The sequence below is a fragment of the Rhizobium aouanii genome (assembly GCF_037002925.1).
GTDB classification, from domain to species: Bacteria; Pseudomonadota; Alphaproteobacteria; order Rhizobiales; family Rhizobiaceae; genus Rhizobium; species Rhizobium aouanii.
Genome location: NZ_JBAMYD010000005.1, coordinates 1 through 13,482, shown reverse-complemented (window position 1 = coordinate 13,482; position 13,482 = coordinate 1). Strand labels below are relative to the sequence as shown.

Sequence of the window (13,482 nt, the reverse complement as noted above, 5' to 3'; positions counted from 1 at the left end):
ATGTGAGCACGGCCGGCAGGCGACGGATGTGGCCCCGAGGCTCTTGTCGCAAGGCCATCCTCAGTGTGGCTATTGGCGCGAATTGTCCGTTATTTGTCCGGCGGACGCATTTTCCCCTGTCTTCAAATCGCCGAATATCACTTCATGATCAACCTGCATGGAGCAAGAAATGTCCGGCCACGATACTGTCCTTCTCGTTATCGACGCCCAGGAGTCCTTCAGACACCGCGAATATTGGAATGAAAACCTCGCTTCCGTCTGTCGATCGTCGGCAGGCTGATCGACGGTGCGGACGCCGATGGAATACCCATCATCCAGATCTTCCATGTCGATGAAAACGGGCCGTTTTCGAAGCATCCGGAACGGCGTTCGTCGTATCCTCGTCTCGGCATCCGCACCGAACAGTGCTGCGAAACCACGACCCGCCATGCCTCGGATCTCGGCTATCAAGTCGACTATGTCGGTGAGGCGACCCTGACCTTCTCGATGACCGACGCCGCAGGACGCACCTGGAGCGCCAAGGAAATCCGGGATCGGACCGAGTTGGTCCCTGTCGGGCCGCTTCGCTCAGGATTATCGTGACCTCTGCGGATGGACATGGCGAAATTGCTTTTGGCGCAATGCAAGCCACGCTCGATCTCGGCAACAGTCAGTCCATGATCTCATTCACATGGTCCGGATTTGACGAAATGGACGAGGTCTCGGGCGACGGTCATGTCGAACTGCTCGACGATGGCTCGATCGAGATCACATTCGCATACCAATATGGCGACGAGGCCATTCTCAAAGCAAAACCAGAGACTTCTTCAACAGCCTGCTAAAGAGTAAGGGCCCGATCCCGGCCGACTTCGCCACCAGTCCGGCTTACTCGCCGTAGTTGGCCACTTGGCGACGATTGGCTTCCGCGGTCGCGCCTTGAGCTTCGCTCGATTCTAAAGTAAGCGTTCGCTTGGACAGAGGTCATGGAAGCAGGAGGCGCTAAGCTCCAGGGCGCTGAACGGTACGCCCCTAATGAGACTTAGCGAAGAAATCGAAGGCGACGGTTGAGCATGGTTGATGCGACGGATATATCAGCGGGCGTGGAATCCCTTTCAAACGTGCGCCGCAGCAAAGGGATCCTCGTAACCAGCCTGATATTCATCATTGCTCTTTCCCTGGTCGCTCTTACCGGAACTTGGGACTGGTTCGCGAAGCGCTTTTTCGGCTTTTTCCCGCTGCTGATCGGTTTGTTCGTACTCGGCATCCACCCCGTAGTTAGAGTGAAGGCCGCAGTCGTCCTAAGTGGTCTTGCGGATTGGCTCGCTAGACGCGGGGCCTTCGTATCAAATCCAGAGGAGGAAGCACCGAAATTTGCGCTGATCCGAATAGTATTTGGGCTCCTCATGATCGAGCGCGCCTTCTGGATGATCTCCTATCTTGAGCCTTCGGACTGGGGGCAGCCATCGATTTGGTTGACTGCCATGATGGGATTGCTGTGCGGCGTCTTGGTGACAGCGGGTCTACTGACGCAGTACGCACTCGTGTACCTGATCGTTTTTCAATGGCAGATGGGAGATATACTGCTCCGCACATCCACATTGGGAAACTGGATCGCAGCGATGCTTTCAGTGCTCCTGATTTTCGCAAACGCCGGCGCGAATTTTTCGCTGGACCGGCTGCTTATGAAAAGAGGCACGTTCGCGTGCAAGGCCATCTCAGCGTTCTACTATGACAACGGTTTGCCAAGTGAATCCGGGCTGCAGCTCGCAAAGTTGATGACGCTGGCCTGTTACTGGTGCGTGTGCCTGTACTCGCTTTCAATCCATTTGGGCGAGCCTGCCTGGATGTCAGGTTCGGCCGGCCCACTGCTGCTCACCAATAACTTCATGTCCAGATATTCGAGTGAGTTTAGCTGGCTGCTTTCGCAAGGCCCGATCCCGGTTTTCCTGGCGCGCGTATCACTCTGGGCGATGTTGCCGTGGTATCTTCTGCTGCTTCCGTTTGTGCTTCTCGGCGGAGTGTTTCGCAAATATGTAATCATGTGGGGCTTGCTGTTCTTCGGGCTGAGCCTATTCCTCCTCCAGCTCGGGTGGCTAGCCCAATTCGAGTTCCTGTTCCTGGCCGCCTTGTTTTGGACCAGGACGTTTATCAGTGGCGCAAACAGGCTTCAGGTGGCGTACGATGACCGCTGCAATCTGTGCGATAGAACGGTGACGTTCGTAAAGGCCGTCGATCTCTTCAGGCGAGTCCACCTTAAGCCGTTGTCCAAGAACATTCCTTGGCTTATCGAAGTCGGCATCGATCCAGATGATGCACGAAAGGACCTTTACGCTGTTGACGTCAGCAGCGGGAATGCCGTCAAAGGTTACGAGTTCTATGTGCTTTTATCGAAGCACGTGTTCCTTTTGCTGCCGCTTCATCCGTTGCTCATAGTCGGCCGATATTTGGGCGGACCGGCAGTGTACAGGTTCGTTGCCGAGCGTCGGACGAGGATGTTCGGCGTCTGTCAAATCCCTACGCCAAAGCCAGAGTATACGCTGCTGCCAACGGGCCAGATGGTCCACAAGGACATCGTCCCGGGTGATCCGATCTCCATCGTCTTATCTCGCTTCCTCTGCCGTACCTGGTGAAGAACCCTCCAACGGTCCTGCGGAAAATCCAAAGATCCGTTGCGGCGCCAACGAACGCAGCTGGTATCTACGGGGTCGGTCCAATCGACGTGTTTAATTCTACCGATCTTCGGATGGCTGAGAACTGGTTTACCCTCAGCAAGAAGACCAAGGACGGCCTCGAACAGCTTCTTCCAATATTCTCCGAGGACGGGAAACGTCTAGCTGCTCACAGATCGGACCGGGTCTATTTTGGGCACACTGTGGCGTTCAGGCGCGGCGTAATCGGGAAGGAGGGCTGCCAACTTGAAGCTTTTCGCCAGCAGGTCAGCTACCTTGGCGAAAACGAACACTTAAACGGTGAGACCCTCATTTATCGTCAGTACGTGGAGCCGCTACCCAGCGTGGATTTGCTACTGCGGGGCCAATATATGGCGAGCGAGAGACGACTGGTTTGCGAAGTGACGTTTTAGCGGAACTGTCAACGTTTGAGGAGCGGCTGTCCATATACAATCATCGCCTGCCGAGCCATTCGAGCGAAGGAAATGAAGTGAAGAAGGTGGCTATCGTCCAGTCAAACTATATCCCGTGGAAGGGTTATTTCGATATGATCGCCGCCGTGGATGAGTTTATCCTCTATGACGACATGCAATATACGCGACGTGATTGGCGCAATCGCAATCAGATCAAGACGCCGCAGGGGATTCAATGGCTCACAGTCCCCGTTCAGGTAAAGGGAAAGTACCACCAGAAAATCCGAGAAACTGAGATAGAAGGCACCGAATGGGCGAACGCCCATTGGAAGAGCCTGATCCAGAACTATCGTCGTGCTGCACACTTTGAGGAAATCGCTGTGTGGCTGGAGCCCCTTTACCTGAATGAACAGCCAAGTCACCTTTCGCCGCTCAATCGCCGATTCATTGAAGCAATCTGCAATTATCTCTCAATCCAAACTGTAATTTCCCATTCATGGGACTACACGTTAGTGGAAGGAAAGACAGAGCGTCTGGCTGCGCTTTGTGCTCAAGCGGGTGGCACAGAGTACGTATCTGGCCCCGCGGCAAAAGACTATGTAGATGAAGAAGTCTTTAAAGAACGAGGAATCAGGCTCACCTGGTTCGACTATGCCGGCTATCCTAAATACCCCCAGCTCTGGGGTGAATTCGTTCATGGAGTGACGATTCTCGATCTTCTCTTTAATTGTGGAAGGGACTCGCGAAATCACATGAGATACCTGAAATGAAACCTTCACAGCGCCAAATTTCTGGTCCGCTAGTGAATCGCACTTTTAGAGTGGCGGAATGATTGGCCCGCTAGAGGTGTTTCGGTGTTTCGACACTTTTGCCAACTCCCGGGAACAAGGAACGAAGGGTGGATGATCGGCGCTCTCTGAAGCTCGGGGGGTGCAATGTAAATAGCGTGGGGCAGTTTTGATCCTTGGGAGAGGCATCATGAGTTGATTAACACCTGAATCTTTGGCATGGGTTTCCGGTGCCGCACGACCCATTGGAGCATTGGTGCGCGTGTGCAGAAAGACGAAAGCGTACCGGATACTGACGCCAATCCTCCACATTTTTAAGGCTTGCGCGTGGTGACAAAATTGCGTTATTGCGGTCCGCTAGCAAGCATTGCGGGGGACTTCGCTTGACGGAATATATTTCTAGGTGTCCCGCGTGTGGATCAGCAGATTGTAGAAATCTACCTATTCCGCATGCAGCCCGCTCGATGGTTAGCGACGGCAAGGTGGTATCGAATCCTCTTAAGCGCTGTTCTTGTAACAACTGCGGCCATGGCTTCCACACCCAGAATTTTTCAGAAGAGCAAATAAAAGAGATTTATAGCGCCGATTACTCGATCGGCCTGCGAGACGCGGTGGCGGAGGCTGCGCGCTCCGCCGAATATAGCCGACAGATAGAAGCTTTCTTGACGCATCATCTGGGGAATGAAGCCAATTTCTCCAAAATCATAGAGTTTGGATGCGGCAGCGGTACGTTGCTCGGTCATCTGACCAATAGGCTTGGCGCTCAAATTGCAACCGGAGTGGAGCCTAGTTCCCGGGTAGCCGCGAATGCGCGTTCAAACGCGGGAGGTCGAATTTCCATCCACGAGGGTTTTGCTGAGCAGTTCGAGGCCCCCCTCCCCGGCTACAATCTTTGCCTGTCCGTTAACGTGGTCGAGCACACACGTAATCCCCTCGGTTTTCTGCAAGCATGCCGACGCGTCATTGATAAAACGGGGAATATTGTCGTCATTTGTCCGGATGGAGAAATCGTGGGGTCGGAGTTGCTCTTTTACGATCATATATCCAACTTTACGTCCGCTTCCTTGGCAATGATTGTAGCGGGTGCAAACCTGCGGATGGTTGCGAACTCCCCCTTAACAGGCAGCCTGCAGGGATTTAGGATTTACCTGTTGCAGTTCGGCGACGCTGACCTCGACAATCAGACCCGCGGCTTCGCGTTTCTTTCTCAGGAGCGCGCAGAGTATGTGAACACCTGGAGCAAGATACAAGACGCGACCAACCGGGTGCTTAAGGGCCGGAAGTATGGCATCTTCGGCACGGGTGAGTATTCGGATCTTCTTCACGCCTATAGCCCGTCCGTGATCGAAAACGCAGAGTTTTTTGTTAGGGATCAACCGGTAGAGGCGGATTTCTATGGTAAACCTGTTGTATCAGTCAAAGACTTCTTGAGCTTTCCAAGAATGACCCTGATCGCGGCTGTGCATGAGCGAAGCTGGTCGCTTGTCCGAGATCGTTTTGGATCGGAGGGTGTTCCGATCTTTCATTCTCTTGAAATTGCAAGGCAGGATGCCATCCCATGACGGAAATTTCTCGCTACGGCGTTATTGCGACAACCGAAGCAAACGACATTTACGACATCCTCGCGGAGGAGGTCAGGCTCCTGGGATACACTACGCTAGATTCCGGACTGGCCGGGACTCAGCTCGATGAACTCTCGCAGTTGTTCAATAGAGCGGAGCTAGAATACGATACCGAGGCAACAGACCGAGGTTATGATCTTAGCAAGATCAATGAGCGTGATACGATTCGCCTCCTTCCGATGGTGTGCCCCAATTTCTGGGAGGTCGTTTTCAATCGGCCACTTCATGAGTTATTGTCACGGCTCCTCGGCGGTTACTTCATCCTGAACCAGGTGAACGGCCTGATAAATCGTGGCCACCAAAGCAAATATCACCAAGCCCAGTATCACAGAGATCTTCCGTATCAGCATTTCACTAGCTCTCGGCCGCTCGCTATCAATGCACTCTTTGCATTAGACGACTTCACTATCGAAAATGGCGCCACGCGCGTGATCCCGGGAACCCATCATCGTGAAGCGTTTCCACCTGACGAAGTTGTTCGGCGTTTGGAGACCCACGTCACCGTCAAACGGGGGACGTTCATTGTCTTGGACTGCATGGTTTACCACGCCGGCAGCACCAATAAGACCGATAAAAATCGTCGCGCGATCAATCACGTGTTCACGATTCCTATGCTGCGTCAGCAGTTCCATATTCCGTCTGTGCTAGGTGAAGCTCCAGATTTTACAGACCAGCAAAAGAAAATATTGGGCTATGGCCTGGAAGAATTTCGTTCAGTTGGCGACTGGTTCAAGTCTCGGTTGCCGAAAGTCAAATGAGTTCCATGACACGCAAGTTATCCATTGTTACCACCCTATACAGGTCAATGGACACAATCGATGAGTTCATCCAACGCGCCTTGGCCGCGGGAGAGGCGGTGTCGGATGATATTGAAATCGTGATTGTCGATGATGGCAGTCCGGATGGTTCGGCGAACATCGTGCGAAATTGGGTTGAGCGCGACGCCCGGATCTCGCTGTTATGCTTGAGCAGAAATTTCGGGCACCATAAAGCGATGCTCGCGGGTTTGGAGCATGCTCAGGGCGACCTAATATTCCTGATTGACAGCGATCTCGAGGAGCCTCCCGAGTTGCTTTCGGAAATGGCGCAGGTTTTGCGGGGAAAAGCTGTTGATTGTCTCTACGGGCTGCAGGAACGTCGGAAAGGCGGCCGGATGGAGCGGATATCGGGGCACCTTTTTTATTGGCTTTTCTCCGCGTTAAGCGAGGTACGCATACCCCAGAACGTATCAACGATGCGATTGATGACCCGTCGCTATGTATCCGCTCTACTTAAATTTCGCGACAAAAACCCAGTCTTCGTTCCACTAAGCATTCTTGTTGGCTATCCCCAGGCATCGTTCCCTTTTGTCAAAGCCAGCACCTCGGATACGACCTACTCGCTAGGAAGGCGGATTGCCCTGACTGCCCTTGCTATCACGACATTTTCGGCCAAGCCATTGATATTAATGCTGTGCTTCAGCTTAATGATGGCTTTCTTAGGTATCGTCTACGGCGGGTTTGTTGTGGTGCGCGCGCTGACCGGACCGGTCCAAGACGGATGGGCGTCACTCATGGCCGTCGTGGTCTTTTTCTTCAGCTTGAATGCTGTTTTTACCGGGCTGATGGGCCTTTATGTCAAACAGATCCTGGAGGAGGTGAAGGATAGACCCCGCTCAATCATTCGAGATATCTATTCTAAAAGGAATTCCTCAGAGAACTAGCCGATCTATTCCGAAAAATACGCTACAAAGTTGGAGGGGCCTTTCCAACGTCGTCAGCCGGGCGGTATATGCTGTCGCGCGTGTTGGACTAGATATTGCTGGAATGGCTACCACGTGGCGTAACCCACCTGGTGTTCATGTTGGCGATCGCCCGAGTCAATCGCAGATACCCCGTCAGGTGAGTATTCGGACGCGGTAGCTGGCTCACGGGAAATGACCAAAATTGGATACGAGAAGTTGCTGGTCCCTCACAAGTGCGAGCGCTCAAAGCGATAACGAAGATTGGAGGAAGAGCTCAAATTTCTTTAAGTGGCGGGGCTGGTAGTGTATTTACAGGATTTTTTGAGACCAATTAGCGCCGCTAAACATCAGCGCCCTTACACGTGGTGGGACATTCATGGTTGAATCGAGTGATGACATCCTGAAGGATGTGGCTAACTATTATTCGGGACGGATCGCTGAACATGGCCAAACCGCAGCAGGTGTGGACTGGAACAGCCAAGCCGGCCAAATCATGCGTTTCGATCAACTTCTCAAGGTGGTCGATTCTTCGCAACCATATTCTATCGCCGATATAGGATGCGGCTACGGAGCGTTGCGTGACCACCTCTCGCAGTTGGGACACACCACCCGGTACATAGGTGTCGACATTGCCCTGCCCATGATTGAAGCAGCGCGTTCGCGCATTGCCGCGTCGCCTGATGTAACGTTTAGGTTGGGTAACTCGCCAGGTGAGGTCGTCGACTATTCCATAGCGTCCGGGATTTTCAATGTGCGGCTGGGTCGGACGGACGAGGAGTGGCTTGCGTATCTGGTGGAAACACTGGACATGATGAACATATCCAGCGGGATAGGTTTTTCTTTCAATTGTCTAACATCCTATTCTGATGCAGACCGGATGCGGGGTGATCTTTTCTACGCCAACCCGCTGGACTTATTCGATCTTTGCAAACGGCGTTATTCCCGACAGGTAGCTTTGTTGCATGACTATGAGCTATACGAGTTTACGATGATTGTGAGGAAGTAGCTATGACGCGGAAGCTCATCATTTTTGGGGCTGGTGATATCGCCCAACTCGCGCATTACTATTTCCAAAATGACAGCGATTATGATGTGGTCGCGTTCACTGTGGACGAAGCCTATTTAACTGAACGAGAATTTTGTGGCCTGCCGGTCGTTGCCTTCGAAAACGTCGCTGATCTCTATCCACCGGCCGACCATGCCCTTTTCGTCGCACTCAGCTACTCCAAGCTGAACCAAATCCGCAAGGAGAAATTCGAGGCCGGGCTGGCTCTCGGTTACGATCTTGCAAGCTATATCAGTTCTAGCGCAACAGTCCTCAACGGGCATTCCTTCGGGCGTAATTGTTTTATTCTTGAAGACAATACGATCCAACCGTTTTCGCATATTGGTGATAATGTCACGTTGTGGAGCGGTAACCACATAGGTCATCATTCGGATATCGGAAGTCACACGTTCATATCCTCCCATGTTGTGGTGTCCGGTGGTGTCAGGATCGGCGAGCAATGTTTCATAGGGGTCAATGCTACGCTTCGTGATCACGTTAGTATCGGGGCAAAGTGCGTTATCGGTGCCGCGGCGCTCATACTGTCCGATGCCGAGGCTGATGGAGTTTACGTAGCTAGCGCCTCTGAACGCTCGCGTGTTCCAAGCTCAAAATTGCGCAAGATATGACCGGCACATGGGTTAAAACCGGCCTGCTCTTCAAACCGTCCGGTTTGCACCCGAAGCTGAGGAGTCACGCTGCCAACCCGCTCGCACTCCACCTTGAAGGTGACACATATAGGGTGTTTTTTAGCGGGCGCGACAGCGAGAATCGTTCCTCTGTGGGCGCCGTTGATATTAATCTCTTGACGCGAGAAGTCGTTCACGAACACAAGCAGCCCTTTCTGGTACACGGTGCTGGCGGCAGTTTCTTTGAAGCGGGTATCAGCATCGGTAACTGTTATTATGCGGGGGTGCAGCGCTATATGCTATTCATGGGATGGCAGAGGCCTCCGGGAGGGCACTGGCGTGGCGATATAGGCCGTATAAAGGTTCGACCCGATCTGACGCTTGAGCTGGACGCCGACGTAGCGTTCATGGCTTCGGATGAGGAAGATTTAGTCAGTTTTTCCTATCCATGGGTTGAAAAGACGGATAGTGAAACGTTCAGGATGTGGTATGGGTCCACCGTAACCTGGGACGCGGGCAACGGTGAAATGCTCCATGTTATCAAGTCCGCAAGTTCAAGGGATGGCCATATATGGCACAAGGAAGGTGTGGCAATTCCCTATGAAATTGGTAGGGCGCAAGCCTTCTCCAGGCCCACGGTTCTCATTGATGCGGCGTGTGGTTACCGGATGTGGTTTTCTTATCGCAGCGGTCAGGGCGAAGCCTATCGGATCGGGTATTCTGAAAGCCGGGACGGAATCGCGTGGATCTTGAAATTGGACCAGGTGGGTATAGACGTTTCCGAAAACGGTTGGGATAGCGCGATGATCGAGTACCCTTACGTGTTTCGGCACGAGGACAATACCTATATGCTATATAATGGCGATGGCTACGGTAAAACGGGTTTTGGCTTGGCTGTTCTGGACGACAATAAGGTGGAGAGATCTGATTCTGTCTAGAAATAGTATGTTGCAGCTGGCCCGTTTTGGATTCATCGGCTTACTGACCAACGGCTTCGGATATATCCTTTACCTCATTGTCACCTTTTCTGAGGTTCCGCCAAAGTTGGCGATGACTATACTTTATTTGGTCGGAGTTTTGATGAGCTTTGCCGCCAATCGGCGCTGGGTTTTTATTCAGGCTGCGGAGCAGCAGGGCGCCCTAGTCCGATATGGAATCATCTATGGCATTGGTTACGCGCTGAACTACAGCATCCTCTACGTGTTTGTGGATAGGCTCCATTACGCGCACTTCTATGTGCAAGCATTTGGTATAGTTGCTGTGGCCGCATTCGTATATCTGGCGTCCAACATTTATGCCTTCCCGTCCACCAGCAAGAGAAAACAAAACCCGTGAACTCCCGTTGTCTGGTTTGTGGAACGAAATTCGACAGCGAAGCCGGCACGCCTCGTTGCCCCGCTTGCGGTTGGGAGCCTGATGAAATAGGTGGAATAGCAGCCTACGCTCCACAGTTTGCTAACCACGGAGGGGGATTTGAGGCTTCTTATTTCAAGGTTTTGTCGGAATTAGAGGCGACGAATTTCTGGTTTCAGTCCCGAAACGATCTTATCCTATGGGCTTTGGGGAAGTACCACCCCAAATTCCGCTCTTTTCTGGAAATCGGCTGTGGGACGGGTTTTGTTCTTTCCGGCGTCACCAAAAAATACCCGGAAGCTGAGATTTCAGGGAGTGAAATATTTATAGAGGGGCTGCGATTGGCTTCGCGGAGATTGCCAAATGCGCGGCTCATGCAGATGGATGCAAGGGCAATTCCATTCGCGGAGGAATTTGATGCCATCGGCGCATTTGATGTCCTTGAGCACATCGAGGAAGATGAAACCGTTCTGCAGCAAATGCACGCAGCACTGAAACCCCAAGGGACGCTGCTGGTGACCGTTCCGCAACATCCATGGCTGTGGAGCCCTCTTGACGATTATGCTCACCATTGCCGCCGCTATACGGCCAGCGAATTGAGCAGCAAAGTTAGAGCCGCGGGCTTTACCATCCTTCGTGACACGTCCTTCGTTTCGCTCCTGCTGCCGGCGATGCTTGCTTCGCGTTTGCTAAGCCGGAATAAATCGGTTGAGGAGATCGATGTTCGAAACGAGATGGAACTTCCAAGCCTGCTCAATAGCACTTTCAGATGGGTGTTGCGTGCGGAAAGCGTTCTCATCAGAACTGGTTTAAACCTTCCGCTGGGTGGTTCACGACTACTCGTCGCCAGAAAGATGTGAAAGCAATCATCTTTCTGCATGAGAGGGTTATCTATCCAATCGAGGCCGATCGTGTCGGTGGGAGACATGAATGAAAGCGATTGTTCTTGCTGGCGGCGCGGGGTCGCGCCTGTATCCTCTGACGCAAGTCTCCAGTAAGCAGCTCCAGGCTGTTTTCGACAAACCTATGATCTATTACCCTCTGACCGTTCTGATTGCGTCAGGGGTCAGAGAATTCTGTCTCATTGCGACGCCGCATGACTTGCCTCGGTATCAGAATTTGCTTGGGGATGGCAACCAATGGGGAGTGGCAATCCAGTATCGCGAGCAGCCGAGACCCGAAGGGATTGCACAGGCATTTTTGATTGCGGCGGATTTTGTTGGCTCCGATGACGTGATCTTGATGCTGGGCGACAATATCTTTTCCGGTGGGGACGATTTCCCCCGGGCAGTCTCCAGCTTTACGGGTGGCGCAACAATTTTCGCTTACCATGTCAAGGACCCAGAGCGCTATGGCGTGGTGGAGTTCGACCGGAACGGAAAAGCAATCTCCATTGAAGAAAAGCCCCAGCACCCCAAAAGCAACTACGCCGTGCCTGGCGTGTATGTCTACGACAACAGCGTGTTGGCCATTGCGAAGGCGGTGAAGCCGTCCATCCGGGGGGAACTGGAAATCACGGATATCAATCTGGAATACCTGAGGCTGGGCAAGCTGCAGGTGCGGCGCTTGAGCCGTGGCTTTGCCTGGCTTGACGCCGGTACCAGTACTGCGCTGCACGAAGCTTCTTCCTACATCGAGGCGATAGAGCGACGGCAAGGCGTAAAAATCGGTTGTCCGGAAGAGGCGGCGCTGGTTCGAGGGTTCCTCGGCATTGCCCAATTTGAAACCTTGATTGGGCGCATGCCGGCATGCGAGTACAGCGACTATCTGCGCGGCGTCGCCGACGAGTGGCACAGGCTTCAAGAGGATAAGCAGTGAGCGAGAAAATCCCGTTCAACCGGCCGTTTATGACCGGTAAAGAGCTATATTACATCGCGGAAGCGAAGTTCGGCAACATGCTTGCTGGTGACGGGCCTTTCACGAAACGTTGCCACGAGTGGCTGGAAAACAAAAGTGGATGTGCAAAACCGCTGCTGACGCACTCATGCACCGCCGCGCTGGAGATGGCGGCTTTGCTTCTCGACATCGAGCCTGGTGACGAGATCATCATGCCCTCATATACTTTTGTCTCTACCGCCAATGCGTTCGCGCTGCGCGGCGGTGTGCCGGTGTTCGTCGATATCCGGGAAGACACTTTGAACCTGGACGAACGCCTGATCGAGCCGGCTATCACCTCGCGCACTCGCGCTATCGCCCCGGTTCATTATGCGGGTGTCGCCTGCGAGATGGACGCTATCATGAGCATTGCCAAACGCCATGGCCTCAGGGTCGTGGAAGATGCGGCACAGGGCGTGATGGCAGCCTATAAAGGCCGGGCACTGGGCAGCATTGGTGATCTCGGGGCCTACAGCTTTCACGAAACCAAGAATGTAATTTCAGGGGAAGGCGGGGCCCTGCTGGTAAACGACCCCGCTCTGGCGGTGCGCGCCGAAATCATCCGCGAGAAAGGCACGGACCGTGGTCGTTATTTCCGGGGAGAGGTCGATAAATACACTTGGCAGGAGGTGGGCTCTTCGTTCTTGCCGGGCGAGTTGATCGCGGCTTTCCTATTTGCCCAGCTTGAAGAAGCCGAGCGCATCACCAATCATCGCTTGGGCATCTGGCAACATTATCACACGCTTCTTGAACCGCTCGAGGCTAAAGGATTGCTTCGCCGGCCCATCGTCCCGGACGAATGCCAGCACAATGCCCACATGTACTACGTTTTGCTGGCGCCGGAGATCGATCGTCAGAAGGTACTTAGTGAGCTGAAGAGGAGCGATATCTTCTCGGTCTTCCATTATGTGCCCCTGCACTCCTCGCCCGCCGGAAAACGGTATGGCCGCACGCAGGGCGACTTGCAGGTGACCAACATCCAGTCGGAAAGGCTGGTGCGTCTGCCCTTGTGGGTTGATCTGACTGCTGAGCAGCAGGAACACGTTGTCAGGGTTTTGAAAGATGCCGTCGGCTGAGCCATCAAGAGCATCGACGGGAATGAAAATTCTGGTGATGGGCGGGGCCGGCTTTATCGGGTCGGCAGTTATCCGTCACATCATCCAGAATACCGGCGACTCGATCATCAACGTCGACAAGCTGACCTATGCTGGAAACCTTGAAAACTGAGCGAGGGCGATGGCTCAGACCGCTATGCGTTGGAGAAGCCGATATATGCAACCGTACCGAGTTGGAACGGATATTTGCTCAGCTTAGTCCCGGTGCCACCATGCATTGGGCTGGCACCCGACGGAGACCTTCGAGAGCGGCATTCGAAAAACCGTACGT

14 protein-coding genes and 1 pseudogene are annotated in these 13,482 nt (G+C 53.3%); all 15 read left to right on the top strand.

The window, feature by feature from the left end:
• Positions 1-157: 157 nt before the first annotated feature.
• The 15 genes and pseudogenes from V8P77_RS10165 to V8P77_RS10095 all read left to right on the top strand — a co-directional run bounded on the left by V8P77_RS10165 (position 158) and on the right by V8P77_RS10095 (position 13,323).
• Positions 158-685: pseudogene (locus tag V8P77_RS10165) on the top strand (cysteine hydrolase family protein).
• The gene (locus V8P77_RS10160; protein ID WP_335912243.1) at positions 579-821 is read left to right on the top strand and encodes a hypothetical protein; all 243 of its coding nucleotides are present in this window, start codon (positions 579-581) and stop codon (positions 819-821) included. The pseudogene V8P77_RS10165 and the gene V8P77_RS10160 overlap by 107 nt, the downstream one beginning before the upstream one ends.
• 228 nt (positions 822-1,049) lie before the next feature.
• Positions 1,050-2,609 carry a thiol-disulfide oxidoreductase DCC family protein gene (locus tag V8P77_RS10155; RefSeq protein ID WP_335912242.1) on the top strand — a complete coding sequence of 520 codons (1,560 nt, stop codon included), beginning with the start codon at positions 1,050-1,052 and terminating at the stop codon, positions 2,607-2,609.
• A gap of 529 nt (positions 2,610-3,138) precedes the next feature.
• Positions 3,139-3,831: a WbqC family protein gene (locus V8P77_RS10150; RefSeq protein ID WP_335912240.1), complete on the top strand. Its 693-nt coding sequence runs from the start codon at positions 3,139-3,141 to the stop codon at positions 3,829-3,831.
• Positions 3,832-4,313: 482 nt separating this feature from the next.
• Entirely contained in the window at positions 4,314-5,411 is a 1,098-nt protein-coding gene (locus tag V8P77_RS10145) for a class I SAM-dependent methyltransferase (protein WP_335912238.1), read from the top strand.
• The gene (locus V8P77_RS10140) at positions 5,408-6,229 is read left to right on the top strand and encodes a phytanoyl-CoA dioxygenase family protein (RefSeq protein ID WP_335912237.1); all 822 of its coding nucleotides are present in this window, start codon (positions 5,408-5,410) and stop codon (positions 6,227-6,229) included. Before V8P77_RS10145 ends, V8P77_RS10140 begins: the two co-directional genes overlap by 4 nt.
• Positions 6,226-7,173, top strand: coding sequence for a glycosyltransferase family 2 protein (locus V8P77_RS10135; protein WP_335912236.1), 948 nt, complete (start codon positions 6,226-6,228; stop codon positions 7,171-7,173). The genes V8P77_RS10140 and V8P77_RS10135 overlap by 4 nt, the downstream gene beginning before the upstream one ends.
• Positions 7,174-7,570: 397 nt before the next feature.
• Complete coding sequence (locus V8P77_RS10130; RefSeq protein ID WP_335912234.1) at positions 7,571-8,200, top strand: class I SAM-dependent methyltransferase; 630 nt, start codon at positions 7,571-7,573, stop codon at positions 8,198-8,200.
• A gap of 2 nt (positions 8,201-8,202) precedes the next feature.
• Entirely contained in the window at positions 8,203-8,868 is a 666-nt protein-coding gene (locus V8P77_RS10125; protein WP_164038638.1) for an acetyltransferase, read from the top strand.
• Positions 8,865-9,806, top strand: a complete 942-nt coding sequence (locus V8P77_RS10120) for a glycoside hydrolase family protein (RefSeq protein WP_335912232.1) — start codon at positions 8,865-8,867, stop codon at positions 9,804-9,806. The genes V8P77_RS10125 and V8P77_RS10120 overlap by 4 nt, the downstream gene beginning before the upstream one ends.
• A gap of 7 nt (positions 9,807-9,813) precedes the next feature.
• Positions 9,814-10,203: a GtrA family protein gene (locus V8P77_RS10115; RefSeq protein ID WP_335912230.1), complete on the top strand. Its 390-nt coding sequence runs from the start codon at positions 9,814-9,816 to the stop codon at positions 10,201-10,203.
• The gene (locus V8P77_RS10110; protein WP_335912229.1) at positions 10,200-11,081 is read left to right on the top strand and encodes a class I SAM-dependent methyltransferase; all 882 of its coding nucleotides are present in this window, start codon (positions 10,200-10,202) and stop codon (positions 11,079-11,081) included. The genes V8P77_RS10115 and V8P77_RS10110 overlap by 4 nt, the downstream gene beginning before the upstream one ends.
• A 70-nt stretch (positions 11,082-11,151) precedes the next feature.
• Positions 11,152-12,039 carry a glucose-1-phosphate thymidylyltransferase RfbA gene (gene rfbA / locus V8P77_RS10105; RefSeq protein ID WP_335912228.1) on the top strand — a complete coding sequence of 296 codons (888 nt, stop codon included), beginning with the start codon at positions 11,152-11,154 and terminating at the stop codon, positions 12,037-12,039.
• Positions 12,036-13,172, top strand: coding sequence for a dTDP-4-amino-4,6-dideoxygalactose transaminase (gene rffA / locus V8P77_RS10100; protein WP_335912226.1), 1,137 nt, complete (start codon positions 12,036-12,038; stop codon positions 13,170-13,172). Before rfbA ends, rffA begins: the two co-directional genes overlap by 4 nt.
• A gap of 22 nt (positions 13,173-13,194) precedes the next feature.
• Positions 13,195-13,323: an NAD-dependent epimerase/dehydratase family protein gene (locus V8P77_RS10095; RefSeq protein ID WP_373694578.1), complete on the top strand. Its 129-nt coding sequence runs from the start codon at positions 13,195-13,197 to the stop codon at positions 13,321-13,323.
• The last annotated feature ends 159 nt before the right edge of the window (positions 13,324-13,482 follow it).